The 19,447-nt window shown below is 65.1% G+C and carries 19 protein-coding genes; 11 read left to right on the plus strand and 8 right to left on the minus strand.

All coding sequences use genetic code 11. The annotated features are described in order from the left end of the window. On the minus strand, window positions 1-116 hold a 116-nt coding region (locus ACW9UR_RS24905), incomplete at its 3' end, for a sugar phosphate nucleotidyltransferase (RefSeq protein ID WP_458919828.1). Window positions 117-352: 236 nt separating this feature from the next. Between ACW9UR_RS24905 and ACW9UR_RS24910 the strand changes: the two genes are divergently transcribed. From ACW9UR_RS24910 to ACW9UR_RS24935, 6 genes are all read left to right on the plus strand, one after another. Further along, complete coding sequence (locus ACW9UR_RS24910) at window positions 353-892, plus strand: recombinase family protein (protein ID WP_458919782.1); 540 nt, start codon at window positions 353-355, stop codon at window positions 890-892. Window positions 893-1,005: 113 nt separating this feature from the next. Further along, window positions 1,006-1,569: a dTDP-4-dehydrorhamnose 3,5-epimerase gene (rfbC, locus tag ACW9UR_RS24915; RefSeq protein WP_458919783.1), complete on the plus strand. Its 564-nt coding sequence runs from the start codon at window positions 1,006-1,008 to the stop codon at window positions 1,567-1,569. Then, window positions 1,566-2,609, plus strand: coding sequence for a dTDP-glucose 4,6-dehydratase (gene rfbB, locus ACW9UR_RS24920; protein ID WP_458919784.1), 1,044 nt, complete (start codon window positions 1,566-1,568; stop codon window positions 2,607-2,609). The genes rfbC and rfbB overlap by 4 nt, the downstream gene beginning before the upstream one ends. Continuing rightward, complete coding sequence (gene rfbD / locus ACW9UR_RS24925; protein ID WP_458919829.1) at window positions 2,609-3,451, plus strand: dTDP-4-dehydrorhamnose reductase; 843 nt, start codon at window positions 2,609-2,611, stop codon at window positions 3,449-3,451. The genes rfbB and rfbD overlap by 1 nt, the downstream gene beginning before the upstream one ends. Beyond that, window positions 3,448-4,326, plus strand: coding sequence for a glucose-1-phosphate thymidylyltransferase RfbA (gene rfbA / locus ACW9UR_RS24930; protein ID WP_458919785.1), 879 nt, complete (start codon window positions 3,448-3,450; stop codon window positions 4,324-4,326). Before rfbD ends, rfbA begins: the two co-directional genes overlap by 4 nt. Before the next feature lie 3 nt (window positions 4,327-4,329). Further along, window positions 4,330-5,427, plus strand: coding sequence for an NAD(P)/FAD-dependent oxidoreductase (locus tag ACW9UR_RS24935; RefSeq protein ID WP_458919786.1), 1,098 nt, complete (start codon window positions 4,330-4,332; stop codon window positions 5,425-5,427). Between the two features lie 22 nt (window positions 5,428-5,449). Here ACW9UR_RS24935 and ACW9UR_RS24940 read toward each other — a convergent pair whose 3' ends face one another. The 4 genes from ACW9UR_RS24940 to ACW9UR_RS24955 form a co-directional block, all read right to left on the minus strand. Then, window positions 5,450-6,544, minus strand: coding sequence for an acyltransferase family protein (locus ACW9UR_RS24940; protein WP_458919787.1), 1,095 nt, complete (start codon window positions 6,542-6,544; stop codon window positions 5,450-5,452). Continuing rightward, window positions 6,537-7,865 (minus strand): O-antigen ligase family protein, encoded by a 1,329-nt coding sequence (locus ACW9UR_RS24945; RefSeq protein WP_458919788.1) that lies wholly within the window; start codon window positions 7,863-7,865, stop codon window positions 6,537-6,539. Before ACW9UR_RS24945 ends, ACW9UR_RS24940 begins: the two co-directional genes overlap by 8 nt. Continuing rightward, entirely contained in the window at window positions 7,862-9,271 is a 1,410-nt protein-coding gene (locus ACW9UR_RS24950; protein WP_458919789.1) for a UDP-glucose dehydrogenase family protein, read from the minus strand. Before ACW9UR_RS24950 ends, ACW9UR_RS24945 begins: the two co-directional genes overlap by 4 nt. A gap of 130 nt (window positions 9,272-9,401) precedes the next feature. Beyond that, on the minus strand, window positions 9,402-10,070 hold the full coding sequence (locus tag ACW9UR_RS24955; protein ID WP_458919790.1) for a sugar transferase: 669 nt from the start codon (window positions 10,068-10,070) through the stop codon (window positions 9,402-9,404). 374 nt (window positions 10,071-10,444) lie between these two features. Here ACW9UR_RS24955 and ACW9UR_RS24960 point away from each other — a divergent pair, with 374 nt between their 5' ends. From ACW9UR_RS24960 to ACW9UR_RS24980, 5 genes are all read left to right on the plus strand, one after another. After that, window positions 10,445-11,371, plus strand: a complete 927-nt coding sequence (locus ACW9UR_RS24960; protein WP_458919791.1) for an ExeA family protein — start codon at window positions 10,445-10,447, stop codon at window positions 11,369-11,371. Then, window positions 11,368-12,936: a GumC family protein gene (locus tag ACW9UR_RS24965; RefSeq protein ID WP_458919792.1), complete on the plus strand. Its 1,569-nt coding sequence runs from the start codon at window positions 11,368-11,370 to the stop codon at window positions 12,934-12,936. Before ACW9UR_RS24960 ends, ACW9UR_RS24965 begins: the two co-directional genes overlap by 4 nt. A 25-nt stretch (window positions 12,937-12,961) precedes the next feature. Beyond that, entirely contained in the window at window positions 12,962-14,119 is a 1,158-nt protein-coding gene (locus tag ACW9UR_RS24970; RefSeq protein ID WP_458919793.1) for a CpsD/CapB family tyrosine-protein kinase, read from the plus strand. 139 nt (window positions 14,120-14,258) lie between these two features. Further along, the gene (locus tag ACW9UR_RS24975; RefSeq protein ID WP_458919794.1) at window positions 14,259-14,864 is read left to right on the plus strand and encodes a polysaccharide biosynthesis/export family protein; all 606 of its coding nucleotides are present in this window, start codon (window positions 14,259-14,261) and stop codon (window positions 14,862-14,864) included. Beyond that, window positions 14,861-15,952, plus strand: coding sequence for a hypothetical protein (locus ACW9UR_RS24980; protein ID WP_458919795.1), 1,092 nt, complete (start codon window positions 14,861-14,863; stop codon window positions 15,950-15,952). Before ACW9UR_RS24975 ends, ACW9UR_RS24980 begins: the two co-directional genes overlap by 4 nt. A gap of 40 nt (window positions 15,953-15,992) precedes the next feature. On the opposite strand, the gene ACW9UR_RS24985 is transcribed toward ACW9UR_RS24980, so the two are convergent. From ACW9UR_RS24985 to ACW9UR_RS24995, 3 genes are read right to left on the minus strand one after another with little or no spacing between them, the layout of a single operon-like run. Continuing rightward, window positions 15,993-16,838: a sulfotransferase gene (locus tag ACW9UR_RS24985; RefSeq protein WP_458919796.1), complete on the minus strand. Its 846-nt coding sequence runs from the start codon at window positions 16,836-16,838 to the stop codon at window positions 15,993-15,995. Further along, window positions 16,835-18,082 carry a glycosyltransferase family 4 protein gene (locus tag ACW9UR_RS24990; protein WP_458919797.1) on the minus strand — a complete coding sequence of 416 codons (1,248 nt, stop codon included), beginning with the start codon at window positions 18,080-18,082 and terminating at the stop codon, window positions 16,835-16,837. Before ACW9UR_RS24990 ends, ACW9UR_RS24985 begins: the two co-directional genes overlap by 4 nt. Continuing rightward, window positions 18,063-19,379, minus strand: a complete 1,317-nt coding sequence (locus ACW9UR_RS24995; RefSeq protein ID WP_458919798.1) for a nucleotide sugar dehydrogenase — start codon at window positions 19,377-19,379, stop codon at window positions 18,063-18,065. The genes ACW9UR_RS24990 and ACW9UR_RS24995 overlap by 20 nt, the downstream gene beginning before the upstream one ends. Window positions 19,380-19,447: the final 68 nt, after the last annotated feature.

Consider the following 19,447-nt stretch of genomic DNA (forward strand, 5'->3'; position numbering starts at 1 on the left):
ATGGTGCGCTCGCCGGCCAGCGGCAGGAACTGCTTGGGCCGCGCCCGCCGCGAGATCGGCCACAGCCGCGAGCCGCTGCCACCAGAAAGAACAACCGGCAGAATGCGTTGATCCATCAGAAATGTGCCCCCAGGAATTTCCCCGTCCCGATCATGGCTGAAGCAACTGATGAAGGAAACAGCGCGGATCGTCCCTTATCGGACTTCCGCAATCCCATTGTGAGAGTTCTTGCGGCACAAACGGTCGTTTCTGGCCGTATCGCGCAGATCCGAATTCCGGCCTTGAAAAATCGTGCCAAAAACCCCCGGCAAAAGCTTTGCGGTTCTGGCAGGTTTTTGGCAGGGTGGGTGGCATGATCATCGGATATGCCCGCGTCTCGACCGAGGACCAGAGGCTCGACGCCCAGACCGACGCGCTGGACGCCGCCGGGGCGGAGCGTGTCTTTGCCGAGCGGATCAGCGGTGCCCGCCGCGCGCGGCCCGAACTCGACCGGATGCTCGATCAGTTGCGCGACGGCGATGTGGTCGTGGTGACCAAGTACGACCGGCTGGCGCGCTCGCTGAAAGACCTGCTCGAGATCGTCGAGGCGATCGGGGCGCGGGGCGCCGGGTTCCGCTCGCTGGCCGAGGACATCGACACGACCACGCCCGCCGGGCGGCTGATCTTCCACGTCTTCGCCTCGATCGCCCAGTTCGAGCGGGAGCGGATCTCGGAACGCACCCGCGAGGGGCTGGCCGCCGCCCGGGCGCGCGGCCGTGTCGGCGGACGGCCCCCGGCGCTGAGCCCCGCCCAGAAGGCCGAGGTCCGGCGGATGCGCGACGCGGAGGGCCGCACCGTCGCCGAGATCGCCCGCCTGTTTCGTGTGAGCGAACGCACGGTGCGCCGCGCCTGACCCCGGCGTGCGGTCATCTTGAGGCCGCAAAAGCCACAGAAACGGTTGAGGAAACGGTTGATGTTCGGGGGGGCCGGGGTAGGGTCCGGTCCGGGGACAGATGGGGGACTGCGATGCAGATCGAAGAGACCGCGCTTCCCGGCGTGGTGATCCTGGTGCCACGCCGCTTCGGCGACGACCGTGGCTTCTTTTCCGAGACCTGGAACGCGCGGGCGCTGGCGGACGCCGGGCTGGACCTGGACTTCGTGCAGGACAACCACGCCTGGACCCGCGACGCTGGCACCGTGCGCGGCCTGCATTTCCAGGCGCCGCCCCATGCCCAGGACAAGCTGCTGCGCGTGGTGCGGGGCCGGATCATGGACGTGGCGGTGGACGTGCGCGCAGGCTCGCCCACCTACGGGCAGTGGGTCGGGATGGAGCTTTCGGCCGAGAACGGCAGGCAGCTGCTGGTGCCCAAAGGGTTCCTGCACGGCTATGCCACGCTGACCCCGGATTGCGACGTGCTCTACAAGTGCACGGATTTCTATGCGCCGCAGACCGAGGGCGCGGTGCGGTTCGACGACCCCGACCTGGGCATCGACTGGGGGATCGACCCCGGCAAGGCGATCCTGTCGGACAAGGACGCCGCCGCGGGCCGGTTCGCGGATTTCCAGACCCCGTTCGGGAGGGACATGTGAAGCTTCTGGTAACTGGTGGCGCCGGGTTCATCGGCTCGGCGGTGGTGCGGCAGGCGATTGGCGCCGGGCACCGGGTGATCAACCTCGATGCGCTGACCTATGCGGCGAACCTCGACAACGTGGCCAGCGTGGCGGATGCGCCCGGCTATGTCTTCGAACATGCCGACATCCGCGACCGGGCCGCGATGGACCGGATCTTTGCCGCCCATGCCCCGGATGCGGTGCTGCACCTGGCCGCGGAAAGCCATGTCGACCGCTCGATCGACGGGCCGGCGGATTTCGTCGATACCAATGTCGGCGGCACCTGCACCTTGCTGGAGGCCGCCCGCGCGCATTGGGCGGGGCAGGGGAAGCCCGACACATTCCGCTTCGTGCATGTCTCGACCGACGAGGTCTTCGGCTCGCTCTCGCCCGAGGATCCGCGCTTCGACGAGCACACGCCCTATTCGCCGCGCTCGCCCTATTCGGCGTCCAAGGCGGGCAGCGACCACCTGGCCCGCGCCTGGGGCGAGACCTATGGCCTGCCGGTGATCGTCACCAACTGCTCGAACAATTACGGGCCCTACCAGTTCCCCGAAAAGCTGATCCCGGTGGTGATCCTGAACGCGCTGCGGGGCCGTCCGATCCCGGTCTATGGCAAGGGCGAGAACGTGCGCGACTGGCTTTATGTCGAGGACCACGCCACCGCGCTGCTGCGGGTGTTGGAGGCCGGCGCGCCGGGGCAGACCTATGTCATCGGTGGCCAGAACGAGGCGCGCAACATCGACCTGGTGCGGGCGATCTGCGCGGTGCTGGACCGGCTGCGCCCGGACGGCGCGCCGCATGACCGGCTGATCGCGTTCGTCACCGACCGGCCCGGCCACGACCTGCGCTATGCGATCGACCCGTCCTTCATCGACCGCGAACTGGGCTGGCGCCCCTCGCTGACGCTGGAGGAAGGGCTGGAGCGCACCGTCGCCTGGTACCTGGAGAATGCCGACTGGTGGCAGGCGCTGGAGGCCCGCGAGGGCGTCGGCCAGCGCCTGGGGACGCGGGCGTGATGCGGGTCCTGGTCTTTGGCCGCACCGGCCAGCTGGCCCGCGCGCTGGCCCGCCGCGCGCCGGACGCAACCTACCTGGGCCGCGACGCGGCCGACCTGGCCAACCCCGAGGCCTGCGCGCAGGCGGTGCGCGACAGCGGGGCGGAGGCGGTGATCAACGCCGCCGCCCATACCGCCGTGGACCGCGCCGAAGAGGAAGAGGCGCTGGCCACCACCATCAACGGCGATGCGCCCGGCGCGATGGCCCGCGCGGCGGCCGCGGCGGGAATCCCGTTCCTGCACGTCTCCAGCGATTACGTGTTTTCCGGGCAGGGCGATGCGCCTTACCCGGTCGATGCGCCGATCGCGCCGCTGGGGGCCTATGGCCGGTCCAAGGCGGCGGGCGAGGCGCAGGTCGCGGCGGCGGGTGGGGTCCATGCGATCCTGCGGACCTCGTGGGTGTTCTCGGCCGATGGCGGGAATTTCGTGAAGACCATGCTGCGGCTGGGGGCCGAGCGCGACAGCCTGCGCGTCGTCGACGACCAGATCGGCGGGCCGACCGAGGCGGGCGACATCGCCGATGCGCTGCTGGCGATGCTGCCCGCGCTGAAGGATGGCGCGCCCTCGGGGGCCTATCACTTCACCGGCGCGCCGGACGTCAGCTGGGCCGGGTTCGCCGAAGCGATCATGACCCGCGCCGGGCTGGACTGCGCCATCGAGCGCATCCCCTCATCCGAGTATCCCACCCCGGCGGCGCGGCCGCTGAACTCGCGGCTGGATTGCAGCCGCACCGAACAGGTCTTCGGCATCGCGCGGCCCGACTGGCGCGCCGGGCTGGACCGCGTGCTGGAGGCGCTGACATGAACCGCAAGGGCATCATTCTGGCGGGCGGCTCGGGGACGCGCCTCTACCCGGTGACGATGGCGGTCTCGAAACAGCTGATGCCGCTCTACGACAAGCCGATGATCTATTACCCGCTGACCGTGCTGATGCTGTCCGGCATCCGCGAGGTCGCGATCATCACCACGCCCCGCGACCGCGAGCAGTTCCAGCGCCTGCTGGGCGACGGGTCGCAATGGGGCATGGGCTTCACCTTCATCGAGCAGCCCGAGCCCGAGGGGCTGGCGCAGGCCTATCTGCTGGCCGAGGATTTCCTGGACGGGGCGCCCTCGGCGATGGTTCTGGGCGACAACATCTTCTACGGGCACGGCATGCAGGAGGTGGTGGTGAAGGCTGCCGCGCGCGATGCGGGCGGGACGGTCTTCGGCTACCGGGTGCGCGACCCGGAGCGCTACGGCGTGGTCGCCTTCGACAAGGGCGGCAAGGTCACCCGGCTGATCGAGAAGCCGGAAAACCCGCCCTCGGATTTCGCGCTGACCGGGCTCTATTTCCTGGACGGCGATGCGCCGCGCCGGGCGCGCGGGGTGAAACCCTCGCCCCGCGGGGAACTGGAGATCGTCGACCTGCTGGAGACCTATCTCGCCGATGGCAGCCTGGACGTGGCGCTGCTGGGCCGCGGCTATGGCTGGCTGGACACCGGCACGCATGACAGCCTGCTCGAGGCCGGCTCTTTCGTGCAGACGCTGGAAAAGCGGCAGGGGCTGAAGATCGGCTGCCCCGAGGAAGTCGCCTACCAGAAGGGCTGGATCGACGCCGATGCGCTGCGGGCGCTGGCGAAACCCTTCCTCAAGACGGAATATGGACAGTACCTGATCCGTCTGGTCGAGCAGCGGGTCTAGGCGATGGACCGGCTCGATGCTGTGGTGATCGGCGCGGGGGTGGTCGGCCTGGCCTGCGCCCGCGCGCTGGCGCTTCGGGGCCGCGAGGTGGTGATCCTCGAGGCGGCGAACGCCTTCGGGACCGAGACCAGCGCCCGCAATTCCGAGATCATCCACGCCGGGATCTACTATCCGCAAGGCAGCGCCAAGGCGCGGCACTGCGTGCGCGGCAAGGAAATGCTCTACGACTTCTGCGCCGCGCACGGGGTGGCGCACCGGAACTGCGGCAAGATCATCGTGGCCAGCGACGCGGCGCAGCACGCCGACCTCGACCGGATCGCCGCCGCCGCCCGCGGCGCGGGGGTCGAGGACCTGAGGCGCATCGGCGCGGCCGAGGCCCGCGCGCTGGAGCCCGAGGTGTCCTGCACCGACGCGATCCTGTCGCCCTCGACGGGGCTGGTGGACAGTCACGGGCTGATGCTGGCCCTGCTGGGCGATGCGGAAGAGGCCGGCGCGATGCTGGCGCTGTCGAGCCCGGTCGAGGGCGGCGCGATCACCGATGACGGCATCGTGCTGCACGTCGGCGGCGCCGATCCGGTGACGGTCTGCGCCACGACGGTCGTCAACGCCGCCGGGCTCTGGGCGCAGCCGGTGGCACAGTCGATCGCGGGCATTCCGGCCCCCAGCATCCCGCCGCGCCACTTCGCGCGCGGGGTCTATTTCACCCTGACCGGCAAACAGCCGTTCTCGCGCCCGGTCTACCCGGTGCCCGAGCCGGGGGGGCTGGGCTGTCACTATACCGTGGACCTGGCCGGGCGCGGCAAGTTCGGCCCGGATGTCGAATGGGTGGACGCGATCGACTACACGGTCGATCCGGCGCGCGGGGTCCGGTTCTACGATGCGATCCGCCGCTACTGGCCCGGCCTGCCCGAGGGCGCGCTGCAACCGGCCTATGCCGGGATCCGTCCCAAGACCGATGGTCCGGGCGGCGCGGCGACGGATTTCCTGATCCAGGGCCGCGAGAGCCATGGCGTGCCCGGCTGGGTCGCGCTTTACGGGATCGAGTCGCCGGGCCTGACCAGTTCGCTGTCGATCGCCGAAGAGGTCGCCACGCTGGCCTGATCGGCCGGGCGCCCTGATGGGATTACTCCCGGCTTCGACCGAAGCGCATGATCGGGCCTTCGAACACATGATAGGACACCATTGCCTGAACATGCGTCAGAAATAGCGCCAGCGCGGAGACCCCCCATGGCTCGCCGAACACGCCCAAGTCGATCCGGGTAGACACCAAAAGTATCGCCTCGATATTGAACAGGTGGAAGAGGTAGGTGAAGTACGAATAAAATCCTATCTGGGATAGCAGGCTTATAAATAATCCGTACCCCTTGTCCTTAAGAGAGGCGAAAATACATATTACGGTACATGTTGCGAAGGAGATGAGCGTGTACTTGAATGTCAGTCTAAGCTCTGGATAATTCAGGAATACGACCAGAAATACCATAGATAGGGCAGCAAACACCGCTGTGGCTAGGTATTTGTTTTTCAGGTAGAAGAATGCGCACAGGCCGCCAATGGCGATCGAGTCGACGCGGGCCGGGGGGAAATAGTACCCATACCCAAGATCATACATATTTATGCACAGCCTGAGCAGCATCGAAAGAGCTGCCAGAGTGGCAATGATGTACAGGAATCTTCTCTTGAAGATAAGTGCCGAAAGGCCGAACAGTATGTAGGCAAACTCCTCTACGGATATTGACCACGTTATCGTGTAGGGAACGCTTTCTTCGCCCCCAAAGAAGAGGAACCATCCGGTCAGAAGCGTGTATACCTTCCATATCCCGGACACTTTGGCTTCATCGTTCAGAACGAATTGGAAGATGCAGAAGTATATGGTCGTGGCGGCCATATACAGAGGGACGATCCTGTAGAAACGTCTCATGAAGAAGATCTTCAGGGAGCCCGGATCGTTTCTTCTGATCAAGTACCCGGTTATCAGGAAGCCGCTGAGCGGGAAGAAGATGTCCACGCCAAGAAGGCCGAAACGCCTGAAGAAGCGGGCAACGGCATCCAGTTCCTGGCTCTCGTACCGCGTCATGACGTGAAAGATGACGACGCTGATGATGGCCACCGCCCGGATGCAGTCGAGAGGCTCAGAGCGCCCATGCCGGGCGTGAGGGCGTGTCGCCGTCGCCTGGAGGCTGGCCGTTCCGCCAGCCGAATGATGAGGGGTATCAGTCACGGCGAACCCCGAGTGCGTTCGGACGCGCTGGTGCCCCTCTGGAATAGGGCAGCGCGGTGCGCAGCGGCCGCGCTGCGGCGGGGGCATCGGATGTCACGGTTTCGGTGCTTATCATCCAGGCGCCGCTGCCCAGGATGAACAGCGCGAAGGAGTAGACTTCGCCCCATATGGCCACGGTTCCGAGCGTGAGCATCAGGCCGACCACCGAGAAGATCCAGCCGCGACGGATCAGGTTCAGCTCTGGGTTCTGACTGAAGTCCCTGGCGCCGACTTTCAGCATCGTGATGATGAACGCTCCGAAGATGGCCACGAAAGCGGGCAGCCCGAACAGGACCGCGGCCATGAGCCAGTAGTTGTCGATGCTTCCGGTCATCCATGTGGGAAGAGGCCATGGATTGTAACCAACTCCGAATATCGGCTCCCTTCCTATCTGTTCAATTCCGTATTCGAACAGGACAAGCCTTACGTAAGCGTTTTGCTTGTTGAACGTCATTCTTTCGACAACGGCGTAGATGCCGCTTCTGTCGGACAGAATCTCGATGACAACATAGAGTATCGCGAGCAGAACCCAGAAATAGGCCCAGCGTTTTTCAAGATTTCTTGTCACGAGAGCCCAGAAAATGAGAGCGAACTGCACAAGAAGGGATAGAAGGGGGCCGCTTGAAAGAGAGAGGAAGCAGCAAATCGCCAGTGACGCGCTCATCATGAACCAGAATGTCGCGTTCGTGGCCTTCCTGGCTCCGTAAAATATTATCGAGAACAAGCTCGCGCAAAACAGCCCGTAGTGAATGGGGTGTACGAAGATGAACTGAGCCCTCCACAACCCCATCCTCGGGTCATGGTTGATGTCCTTGTGCGTGTCGAACCCGAGCGAACTCAAGGTCGTGGTTATTATGGGCTTGCTGGTGATGACTTCATGTATCGAAAACGGAAGGCTGATAAGTATTATCAGAGAAAGGAACTTGAACGTTCCTATGAACTTGAACTTGTCGGTTAGAAACATTCGGCCCATCAGGTACCCCCCAAGCAGTGTGAGGGATATGGATCCGGTAAATTCCACGGCTATGGACGGGTTGTGATTTCTCAATATGGACACACCGTTCCAAAAGCAGAAGAAAAATATTAAATAGTCAATTATATTTAGATTTATTTCTTTTGAACTTAGTATCTTTATTACAAGGTATGGGGTCACAAATATAAAAAATAATTTCGAAAAGCTCATGCTGAGCTGTCCGATGTCGAAAAATATCGGGATCAGAAGAAATACTAAGAATAGCTTGACGAAGCCCGGCGCTTCGTACTTTTCCTCTGATCGAGTCATATCGATATCTTGTGTGCCACGTCAGAAACTGATGCTGGACCTTGTACTGGGCGTTGCGCTGGTCTCATGCCGCGGCCGATGCCGTAATGGGTGAAGCCGTAGTCCTGCATCCGCTCGGGGTCGTAGAGGTTGCGGCCGTCGAAGAGCACGGGCTCGGACAGCGCCTCGCGGATCGCCTCGAAATCCGGCGACTGGAAGACGCGCCATTCGGTCAGCACCACCAGCGCGTCGGCGCCCGAGAGCGCCGCCTCCTTGGTGCCGCACAGGCGCAGGTCGTCGCGGCTGCCGTAGATCTTCTGGGTCTCTTCCATCGCCTGCGGGTCATAGGCCTGCACGGTGGCGCCAGCCTGCCACAGGGCCTCCATCAGCACGCGGGCCGAGGCCTCGCGCATGTCGTCGGTGTTCGGCTTGAACGCCAGACCCCAGAGCGCGATGGTCTTGCCCTTCAGGCCGTCCTCGCCGAATCTGGCCCCGAAATGCGCCTGCATCTTCTCGAAGATCACCGTCTTGGCGTCGGCGTTCCGGTCCTCGACCGCGCGCAGCACATGCGGCTCGCAGCCGGCGGCGCGTGCGGTGTGGATCAGCGCCTTCACGTCCTTGGGGAAGCACGAGCCGCCATAGCCGGCGCCCGCGTAGATGAAGTGATAGCCGATCCGCGGGTCCGAGCCGATGCCCTGGCGGACCGCCTCGATGTCGCAATCCAGCCGGTCGGCGATGGCGGCCATCTCGTTCATGAAGCTGATCTTGGTCGCCAGCATGCAGTTCGCCGCGTACTTGGTCAGCTCGGCCGAGCGCGGGTCCATCACGATCATCTTCTCGCGGTTGCGGTTGAAGGGCGCGAACAGCTCGCGCAGCAGCGCCTCGCTGTCCTTGCGGGTGACGCCGACGATGATCCGGTCCGGGCGCATGCAGTCGGCCACCGCCGAGCCTTCCTTCAGGAACTCGGGGTTCGAGACCACGTCGAAATCGAGATCCGCGCGGCCGCGGGCGGCCAGGGTTTCGGCGAGTTTCGCGCGCACCGCGGATTCCGTGCCCACCGGCACGGTGGACTTGTTGATCACCAGCCGGGGCTTTTCCATGTGGGTGGCGACGCTTTCGGCCACGGACAGCACATAGGTCAGGTCGGCGCCGCCATCGGGCCCCGGCGGCGTGCCCACGGCGATGAAGATCACCCGCCCGTGCGCCACGCCATGCGCCGCATCGGTCGAGAAGCTCAGCCGCCCGGCGGCGGTGTTCTCCTGCACCAGCCGGTCGAGGCCGGGCTCGTAGATCGGGATGATGCCTTCTTCGAGCGCGGCTACCTTGGCCGGGTCCACGTCCACGCAGCAGACTTCGTGGCCGACCTCGGCCAGGGCGGCGCCCTGCACCAGGCCCACGTAACCGGTGCCGAAAACGGTAACCTTCATGCGATCTCCTCCGCGCGGTCCGTTAAAGGTCCTCTGTATGAAGCTTTAAGACCAGCCCCGGGCATGGGGCGCAAGGAAAAGCGGCCCCCGAAGGGACCGCCGGTGGAAACGGGTAGGTGGTGGGGCGGGTTCAGGCGCCGGTCCGGCGCAGCACCACTGAGACGGTCTGGACAAGCACCCGCAGGTCGAGAAGCAGCGTGAGCTTCTCGTAGTAGGTGGTGTCATAGGCCGCCCGGCCCTCGAAGGAGCAGGCGTTGCGCTGCGAGACCTGCCACAGCCCGCTGATCCCCGGGCGCAGCGCGTAATAGGCGCGGCCGGGATACATCCGGACCTGGCTCGGCATCATCGGGCGCGGGCCGATCAGGCTCATGTCGCCCACCAGCACGTTCCAGAGCTGCGGCAATTCGTCCAGCGAGGTCGCGCGCAGCACATGCCCGCAGGGCAGGATCCGCGGATCGTCGGCCAGTTTCTGGTTGGTGTCCCATTCGCGCCGGGCCGCCGGGTTCGCCGCGAGATAGGCCTCGAGCGCGGCCTCGGCGTTCGGCACCATGGTGCGCAGCTTCCACAGCCGGAAGATGCGGCCACCCTTGCCGACCCGGTCCTGGATGTAGAACGGAGACTGTCCCTGAAGTCCGATCCACAGCGCAAGCGCGGCAATCACCGGCAAGACTATGGGTGCGGCCAGTAGAACCAGTACAATATCAAGCAGCCTTTTGCCGAATCCGGAATACAACCCCAGCCCGGAACGACTGTCATGTCCGCTTTTAAGCGGAGCAAGGCTATCTGTAGCCCCTACCATTTACTTTCCCCCAACACACTACCACCCAAGTACTCAGTCACACGATACGAATCGAACACATCGCATTTCGTGAATGTCAGACCCTAATTCCCCGTCTGTAGGATCTGGACAACTGGTGGAACCCCTTCCACGGGTCCGATGTTCCGCGATGTTAACGATTCATTCAATAACAAAACCGCAATTGTGCCTAATTTATGGCATAGTTTAGTGTCGGGAAGGCCCAGGCACTGTGAAAATTTTAACACCTGCCCGGGAAGGCGTCATCTACGGGGAGACTCTTTCCGCGGAGCGTGTTGTTATGGGCCCGTGTGGTAATTGGGGGCTGCGGCCAGCCGGGGGCGGTCGGCTGCGGCATGTCGGGAGTAGTACGCAGAGTGGGGTTCGAGAAGAGCGGATCCGCCGAAACCGCCCGCAAGGCGGGCCGGCTGGACATATATACAGAATACTTCGGCCTGACGCGCAGGCCCTTCACCCTGCAGCCGGACCCGGACTTCCTGTTCTGGTCGGCGCAGCACAAGAAGGCCTACGCGATGCTGGAATACGGCGTGATGACCAACGCGCCGATCACCGTCATCACCGGCGAGATCGGTGCCGGCAAGACCACGCTGGTGCGGCACCTGCTGCGCAACCTTGAAGACGACATCACCGTCGGCCTGGTCTCGAACGCGCACGGCGACCGGGGCGAACTGCTGCAATGGGTGCTGCTGGCGCTCGGCCAGCACGCCCCCGAGGACGCGTCCTACGTCTCGCTCTTCAGCCGCTTCCAGGCCTACCTGATCGAGGAATACAACGCCGGGCGGCGCACCATTTTGATCTTCGACGAGGCACAGAATCTGTCCGAGGACACGCTGGAAGAACTGCGGATGTTCTCGAACATCAATGCCGACGAGGACGAGCTGGTGCAGCTGATCCTGGTCGGACAGCCCGAGCTGCGCGAGAAGCTGGCCAGTCCCAAGCTGGTGCAGTTCGCGCAGCGTGTCTCGTCGGACTTCCACCTGAACTCGATGTCGAAACTGGCGGTGCGCGAGTACATCGACTTCCGCATGCTGACCTCGGGCGCCACCCGCAACGTCTTCACCGAGGACGCGGCGGCGGCGATCCACGAGGCCACCGGCGGCGTGCCGCGTCTTATCAACCAGCTGTGCGACTACTCCCTGCTCTACGCCTTCGGCGAGGGCGTCTACCGGGTCGACCGCAACATGATCGAGACCGTGGTCGAGGACCGCAACGTCAACGGCTCCTTCGCGCCGCTCAAGACCTCCGCCAAGGCGGCCCGGTCCCGCGGGAGGCTCCGGCTATGAGCATGACCGACATCAAGTTCTACGTGCAGATCTTCCTGCGCCGGCTGCCCTATTTCCTGGTGGTATTTCTGTTCGTCGCCGCCGCCGGGATCAGCGTCGCGGTGATGATGCCCGCGGTCTACCGTTCGTCAGCGATGATCCTGGTCGAGCCGGGGCAGATTTCGGAGGACCTGGCGCAGTCGACGGTCGAGGTCGAGTCGATGCAGGTCATCCAGATCATCCAGCAGCGATTGTACTCTCGCGATACGTTGCTCGACGTGGCGAAGCGGCTCGAAGTATTCCCGGAAGCCACGAGCGAGGGTGAGCAGGTCGCCGAAATGCGTGCCCGGCTGTTTTTCGACGCTCGGGACATGGGGGACCGCCGAGCCCCTGCGCCCACGATCGAGCTGGCTTTCGAAGCGCCCACACCGCAGGTGGCCGCGGATGTGGCGAACGAATTTGCCAGCCTGGTGCTGGAAGAGAACCAGCGCCTGCGCACGGGCCGGGCCTCGGATACGCTGGAGTTCTTCAACAGCGAGGTCGAGCGGCTTGGCGTTGAGCTGGATAGGATCTCGAACGAGATCTTGGAATTCAAGAACGACAACATAAGCGCGCTGCCTGACAGCCTCGAATTTCGTCGCGCCGAACAGGCCCGAGTACAAGAGCGCCTGACGCAGTTGGATAGAGAGGTCTCCACCCTGCGCGCCGCGCGGGCACGCCTGGTCGAGGTCTACGAATCCACGGGGCGCCTTCTGGAGACGCAGGGCGATCTGTCGCCGACCGAGGAGGAATTGCAGAAGCTGAGACGCGAACTGGACCAGCAGTTGGCGATTTTCTCAGAGAGCAACCCTCGCGTGGTCATGCTCAAGAACCGGGTCGCGGCACTGGAGCGACGGGTCGCCGAAGAGAATGCCGCCAGCGCGGCCACCGGCGAAGATGCCCAAACCGCACCTCCCAGCCAGCTGGAATTGCAGTTGCGCGACTATGATACGCAGATTTCCCAGATCGAGACCGAGACCGAGCGGTTGCAGGCCGACTTGGCGCAGCTAAGCGAAACCATCAGTGCAACACCGGTCAACGAAGTCAGACTCAACGCCCTTGAGCGGCGTTATTCGAGCGTCCAGGGACAGTATGATGCCGCGGTGGCGAACCTTGCCAGCGCCGCAACCGGCGAGCGGATCGAAGCGCTCTCGAAAGGAGAGCGGTTCTCCGTGGTGCAGGAGGCGGTCGCCTCCGCCTCGCCGGACCGCCCGAACCGCAAGCTGATCGCAGCGGGCGCGGTGGCGGCGGGCCTGTTCGCCGGGCTGGGTCTGGTGCTGCTGCTGGAGCTTCTGAACGGCGCGATCCGCCGGCCCGAGGATCTGGCGCGCAAGTTCGACATCCAGGCCTTCGGCGCGGTGCCCTATATCCGCACCCGGCGCGAGATGATCGTGAAGCGGCTGGCGATCGGCGCGGCGGTGGTGACCGCGGTGGTGATCCTGCCGCTCGCCACCTATGCGGTGCACGTCTACTACATGCCGCTGGATCAACTGCTCTTGCAGGTGACCGACCGCGCCGGATCCGGCGCGGCGGACAGCAGTCTCTAGATCGATCGGAATTCGCGAGGACGACATGGACAGAGTTCAGGCGGCGATCGAGAAAGCCCACCTGCTGCGCGAGAAGCGCCAGAAGGAAATGAAGCAGGCCCTGCGGCGGCAGCCGCCGGGCGAGAAAGGGCTGGACTGGAAAGGCCATCCAGTCTCGGCGGAGCAGACCCAGACGCCGCCCCAAACAAGGACATCGGCCGAGGTCACACCGCCGCCCGCTTCGGCGGAACCGCCCGCCGGCGGCAAGCTGCGGCTGGCCAAGGCCCCGGAGCAACCGGCCCAGGCCGATCCGGTGCCGATTCCGCCAGCACCGGAGGTGCAGCCGCCGCGCCCGGCCGCCGCCCGCAAGCGCGACGGCCATGGGCCGCTGCCGCAGCCGCCGCGGTTCCACCTCAAGCAGCCGCCGCCCCCGGAACCCGGAGCGGCCGCGCCCGAACCGGCGCCTGCGGCCGGGCCCGCGATCGAGGTGCAGGACAGCTGGCCGATGGCCTGGGACGCGCTCGGCAGCTACGAGCCGAACAAGAAACTGCTGCGCGCCAACCGCATCGTCAGCTTCGAGCGCCGCACCGCGGACCATGCGCCGATCGACATGATCCGCACCCGGATGCTGCGGATCATGCGCGAGAACGGCTGGCGCACGGTGGTGGTGACCTCGCCCGGGCCGAACTGCGGCAAGAGCACGCTGATCGCCAACCTGGCGTTCTCCTTCGCGCACCAGCCCGACACCCGCACCGTGGTGATGGACCTGGACCTGCGCCGGCCGTCGCTGGCGCGGCTGCTGGGCCTGCCGGGCCAGGGCACGATGGCCGAGGTGCTGACCGGCGCCGCCCCGATCGAGGACAATTTCCTGCGGTACGGCGACACGCTGGCGATCAGCACGCCGGGCCACGCGGCGGGCAACCCGTCGGAGGTGCTCAACAGCCGCACCGCCTCGGTCACCATGAAGCGGATCGAAGCGATCTTCGCCCCCGAGGTGATCCTCTGCGACATGCCCCCGGTGATGCGCGCCGACGACGTGATGGCCTTCCTGCCGAACGTGGACTGCGTGCTGCTGGTGGCGGCGGCGGAAGAATCCAAGATGGCCGAAATCGACCGCTGCGAGCGCGAACTCGGCGCCCATACGAACGTCATGGGGATCGTCGTGAACAAGTGCCGCTACACGCCCGAGGAGTACGGTTATTGACCCGGACCTGTAGCATTTTCATTACGCCCACCGGAATATCTGTCGCCTCCGGGGCGAAAATCCTTATCATTTCTGGTAGTTCTTCGCCGAAGTTTCATGCGGCGGAGTCTGGCGACACCACGCTCGGAGGGGTTAGTCCATGCGGATACTGATCGTTGCTCTTTCTCTGGTCATGGCGGCGCTGCCCGCGCTGGCGCAGAGTTCCTATCTCATCAAGCCGGGCGACACGCTCGACATCTCTGTTCTGGAAGACGACAGCCTGAACCGGCAGGCGCTGGTGCTGCCCGACGGGCGGATCTCGCTGCCGATGGCCGGGACCGTGCAGGCCTCGGGCCGGACCGTCGAGCAGGTGCAGGCCTCGATCGCCGACAGCATCGCCGGCAACTTCGCCAGCCGCCCGAACGTCTCGGTGGGCATCTCGTCGCTGGCCGAGCCGCGGGCCGCCGCGCCAGTGGTCGCCGCGACCATCGACGTCTTCGTTCTGGGAGAGGTGAACTCCCCGGGCCTGGCCGAGGTTTCGCCCGGCATCAACATCCTGCAGGCGCTGGCGATCGCCGGCGGCCCGTCGCGCTTCGCCGCCACCAAGCGGATCCAGCTGCGCCGCACAGATCCCAGCACCGGGAAAACCTACACCACGATGTTCAACTACAAGGCCGTCACCCAAGGCGCCGCGCTGAACAACCTGTTCCCGCTGCAGAACGGTGACGTGATCGTGGTGCCCGAACGGCGGCTGTTCGAACGATGAGCAAGGACCGACTGGTGAGCAGGGTCGGTCTTCTCAGTTCGGTGGCGCTCCTGGCGGCCGGCAGCGGAACGCAGGCGCAGGAGCCGAACCCGCAGTTGACTGGATTCATCTCGGAAACGTTGGAAGCGGGCACCAACCTCGGGCTCGAGCCAGGCAACGACGAGTTCGGGTGGCGCTCCATCACTACTCTCGGGCTTGGTTTTCTGTCCGAGACCGAGACGCAGACCTTCGCACTGGATGCATCCGTCGCCGGGCGCAGCCGTATTTTCGGGGATGACTCCGACAAGTCGGATGATTTCAAGGCGCTGCCCACGGTCGAGCTGTTCTACGGCATTGAGGGAACGCGTACCGGCTTCGAACTGGACGGGTACTACCGGCTGGACGAAGTGGACGAGGATACCTTTGCCCAGGAGTACCTGATCTCTGGCAAGGTCATTCGCAGCCTGACCCCGGGCCTCTCGGTCAATGCCCGGGCGGGCTATCGCTCCGATGGCGCCGAGAACGATGGCGAGTTGGACACCACCGAAAGCCTGTTCTTCGACCTCGGCGCCGAATACGAAGGCAAGCTCTGGGTGCTGGGCGCTGCCGCCGGTGTGCGGGTGTTTGAGGACGTTGTGCGCCCCTCGGGCGAAATCACCGCCTTGCGCGAGACGGCGCGCGGCAATGTCAGCGGTTTTATCGGCCTCGACACCGACCGTGATGCAGATGTTTCGGTGGTTGGCGGACTGGCGACTGACTATGCGCTGAACAGCACCAACGTTCTGAGCGCCAGCCTGGATCAGCGTATCGCGGTCAACCAGGACGGCGACGACGAACTGCGCTCGACGGCGCGCCTCGCCTTGAAGCGGGACCTGACGAACCGCAGTTCGGCAGAGATCGGCGCCAGCTTCTTCCTGCGCAACGGCCTGAACGATTCCGACATAGACAACCTGCCCGGAACCAGTTTCGATCTGGGATACAACTACGCCCTGAGCGAGCGGGCCGACCTGGTCATGGGCTATGAATACACCTACGAGGAGGAAGAGACCGGCCCCTCGACCACCTCGCACATAGTCTCTGTCGGGATTTCGATCCCCTTCGGTCTGTGACGCCGCCGCTCGGGGCGGCGGCTCCCCGGGCGGCCTCGACCTACAGCAGCGCCATGTCCCTTCGCCAGCTTTCGGGCAGCACATCTCCATGGCGCCGCGCCGCATCCAGGTATTCCTCTTTCAACGCCCGGACCACCGCCGTCCGGTCGAACCCGTCCTCGGCCCACACGTCGCCCGCATTCACCCGCTTGCCCGGATCCGCGGGCAGATGCGAGAGCCCCATTGCGTCGCACAGTTCGTCGCAGACGGCCTGGGTTTTTCCAGCGGCAAACAGGTTCTCATAGAATACCACCAGCAGCCGATCGCCCGCGATCCGGTCCATCGCGGCCTGCACCCGCGCGCAACTTGAGCGCAGAAGATAGGTTTCCTGCTGCAGCAGGTCGACGAGGTCATCCACCTGTTCGACGTCGTGCGCCCAGCGGCCGCGATAACGGATCTGCGACCAGAACCGGTCGGCCGGGTTGCGTAGCAGCAGCAGGTAGATAGGCCCGTCCAGCGCGCTTTCGATTCGCCGGAACCCGCCGTCGTCGAGCATCGTGTAGGCGGGGGTGATCTCGCCCGCCATGCGATGTCCATCGAGCAGGATCTCAAGATAGCGCCGGTAGCTTTCCACCGATCCGCGCAACATGCCCAGGTAGTGCCGCGACAGGCGCGACCCCCGACCGGGCGCCGCCGCGGTCTCGGCGGCTAGGGTCGCCAGGTTGCGGCGGAGCCGAGGCCACTCGCGATCCGCCCCGGCATGCACGTCGGTGAAATGCGAATCGAAGAAGTGCAGCTCCTTGATCGGCGACAGGCCGACCTCGGGATGGGCGCGGAGATAGTCCGACAACCAGGTTGTCCCGGCCTTCTGGGCCCCGATGCCCACGAAAAACCGGGGTGCCGTCATGTCCGGCTCTCCGCGGTTCCGGGTTCGATGACATCCTTTCCCATCTTCCCGAACGCACGATCATATGCCGCCAGCAGCGCAGGCGCGGAATGGTCCCAGGAGAACCGGTCGAGGATCCGGGCGCGGCCGGCGGCACCCATCTCGGCCCGGCGGTCGGGGTCGTCCAGCAGTTCGGCGATCTTCTCGGCGAAGTCGACGGGATCATTCTTGCGGGCGTAGAGCGACGCCGGCCCCGCGCTTTCGCGACCTTCCCGCAGATCGAACTGCACGATCGGCTTTTTGAGCGTCATGTACTCGAGGATCTTGTTCATCGTCGACAGGTCGTTCATCGGCGTCGCCCGGTCCGGGTTCACGCAGATGTCGGCCGTGTTGAGCATGTCGAGCAGCAGGTCGTCCGGGGCGCGGCCCGTGAAGGTGAAGAACTCCTCCAGCCCACGGCGGACGACCTCGGCCTCGACGACCGGCAGTTCGGGTCCGCCGCCGACGATGCCGAAATGCACGTCCCGGCGACCCATCGGCCCGGTCAGGTGCGCGGCCGCGTCGATCAGCAGATCCAGCCCCTCCTGCTGGCCGATCACCCCGACATAGCCGATCAGATGCGCCGCACCCTTTTTCAGCTCGGGCCGCGGCGGGCGCAGTTCGAGCTTCTCGACCTTCGGGCCGGAGCGGACCACGAAGACATCCTCGGGCGCCATGCCGCCGCGTTCGCGGGCGATGCGGGCGTAGCTTTCATTGGTGGCAATCGAGACGATGGCGGTCTTGAAGGTCAGCCACTCCTGCAGCAGGGTCAGCCGCCACAGCAGTCCGCGTTTGCCGAACTTGGTCTCGAACAGCTCGGGGCAGATGTCGTGATGGTCGAACAGGTAGCGCACGCCGAAGGGGCGCAGCAGCCATGCGACCAGGAAGATCAGGTCCGGCGGGTTGCAGCCGTGGATCAGGTCGATGCCATGCTCACGGCGCACCCGGAAGGCAAGCCGCGCCTCGTGCCACAGCGCGGCGCCGTACTCGCGCAGGTAGCCCCAGGCCCCGTGCGCCTCTAGCGGCAGCGGGTGACGATAGATGTGGACGCCCTCGAGCTCCTCGTAGGCCGCATCGTGACCCTTGCCGGTCGGGCAGATTACCGAGACCGTGTAGCCTGCGCGCGCCAGTTCGGTGGCCTCGGACCAGACCCGCCGATCGAAGGGCACCGGCAGGTTCTCGACGATGATCAGGACGCGGCGGCCGTTACCAGTTGACGCCGTCATAGCGCGCCCCCAGCGTTTCGGCCGCTCCGGGAATGCGGGCCAGGTCGAACAGAACCTGCTCGGCACCCAGGCGGCCCGGCAGCGTGCGGAACTCGGGCGCGCCATTGCCGACCACGACCAGTTCGCCATGCGCCAGCACCGCGTCGAGATCGTCGGACAGGATCTCGGAGATATGCGGGATCACGTTGTGGATGTAGTCCCGGTTGGCCCCGGTCAGCCGGGCCAGGTGCACGTTGCGGTCATAGATGCGCAGATCGTACCCCTTGCCGATCAACCGCTCGACCAGGGTGACCTGCGGGCTTTCGCGCAGATCGTCGGTGCCGGACTTGAAGCTGATGCCGAGGAACGAGATCTTGCGCCGGCCCTGCGCGGCAATCGCCTCGAAGGCACGTTCGATCTGGCGGGCGTTGGTGGGCATCACGCTCTGCAGCAGCGGCAGTTCCAGGTCCAGGTCGCGGCCCTTGTAGGTCAGCGCCCGTACGTCCTTGGGCAGGCAGGAGCCGCCGAAGGCGAAGCCCGGCTTGAGATAGTAGGGCGAGATGTTGAGTTTCTCGTCCTGGCAGAAGATGTCCATCACCTGCCAGCTGTCGACGCCGACCGCCTTGGCGATATTGCCGATCTCGTTGGCGAAGGCGACCTTGACCGCATGCCAGGCGTTGTCGGCGTATTTCACCATCTCGGCCACTTCGACCTCGGTGGCGATCTTCGGGCCCGGCAGATCCTCGTAGAGAGCCAGGACCTCTTCGGCCACCGCCGGGTCCGAGGCGCCCACCACGGTCTTGGGCGGATTGTCGTAATCGTAGACGGCGGTCGATTCACGCAGGAATTCGGGGTTGTTGGCGATCTTCAACCGCGCCCCCTGCGTCAGCCCCGAAGCGCTCTCCAGCGTCGGGATCACCGTCCCGCGCATCGTGCCGGGCAGAATCGTCGAGCGCATCACCACCAGGTGCGGCGTATCCTTGGCGGCGATGGCCTGGCCGATCTGCTCGCAGACCCGTTCCACCGCCGTGGTGTCGAGACTGCCGTTGCGGCGCGAGGGCGTGCCCACGCAGACAAGGCTCATGTCGCTCTGCGCCACCGCCGCGGCGGCGTCCGTCGTGGCGGTCAGCCGCCCCCCGGCGACCGCCTCCTCGATCAGCTCGCCGACGTATTTCTCGACGATCGGGGCCTTGCCCTCGTTGACCAGGGCGACCTTGGCTTCCTGCGGATCGACCCCCGTCACCTGATGTCCATCACGCGCCAGACAGGCCGCCGACACCACCCCGACATACCCCATGCCGAAAACCGATACCCTCATACTCCCCCACCCGAGAATGTTACCCCACCCTTGTGTCCTTACAGGAAGCGGGCCGATGTAGTAAGTGC

Source organism: Halovulum sp. GXIMD14794 (genome assembly GCF_054457455.1).

Coding starts and splice junctions, on each gene's coding strand:
- ACW9UR_RS24910 (WP_458919782.1), top strand. CDS start 353: ATGATCATCGGATATGCCCGCGTCTCGACCGAGGACCAGAGGCTCGAC.
- rfbC (WP_458919783.1), top strand. CDS start 1,006: ATGCAGATCGAAGAGACCGCGCTTCCCGGCGTGGTGATCCTGGTGCCA.
- rfbD (WP_458919829.1), top strand. CDS start 2,609: ATGCGGGTCCTGGTCTTTGGCCGCACCGGCCAGCTGGCCCGCGCGCTG.
- rfbA (WP_458919785.1), top strand. CDS start 3,448: ATGAACCGCAAGGGCATCATTCTGGCGGGCGGCTCGGGGACGCGCCTC.
- ACW9UR_RS24935 (WP_458919786.1), top strand. CDS start 4,330: ATGGACCGGCTCGATGCTGTGGTGATCGGCGCGGGGGTGGTCGGCCTG.
- ACW9UR_RS24945 (WP_458919788.1), bottom strand. CDS start 7,865: ATGACTCGATCAGAGGAAAAGTACGAAGCGCCGGGCTTCGTCAAGCTA.
- ACW9UR_RS24950 (WP_458919789.1), bottom strand. CDS start 9,271: ATGAAGGTTACCGTTTTCGGCACCGGTTACGTGGGCCTGGTGCAGGGC.
- ACW9UR_RS24955 (WP_458919790.1), bottom strand. CDS start 10,070: ATGGTAGGGGCTACAGATAGCCTTGCTCCGCTTAAAAGCGGACATGAC.
- ACW9UR_RS24965 (WP_458919792.1), top strand. CDS start 11,368: ATGAGCATGACCGACATCAAGTTCTACGTGCAGATCTTCCTGCGCCGG.
- ACW9UR_RS24970 (WP_458919793.1), top strand. CDS start 12,962: ATGGACAGAGTTCAGGCGGCGATCGAGAAAGCCCACCTGCTGCGCGAG.
- ACW9UR_RS24975 (WP_458919794.1), top strand. CDS start 14,259: ATGCGGATACTGATCGTTGCTCTTTCTCTGGTCATGGCGGCGCTGCCC.
- ACW9UR_RS24980 (WP_458919795.1), top strand. CDS start 14,861: ATGAGCAAGGACCGACTGGTGAGCAGGGTCGGTCTTCTCAGTTCGGTG.
- ACW9UR_RS24985 (WP_458919796.1), bottom strand. CDS start 16,838: ATGACGGCACCCCGGTTTTTCGTGGGCATCGGGGCCCAGAAGGCCGGG.
- ACW9UR_RS24990 (WP_458919797.1), bottom strand. CDS start 18,082: ATGACGGCGTCAACTGGTAACGGCCGCCGCGTCCTGATCATCGTCGAG.
- ACW9UR_RS24995 (WP_458919798.1), bottom strand. CDS start 19,379: ATGAGGGTATCGGTTTTCGGCATGGGGTATGTCGGGGTGGTGTCGGCG.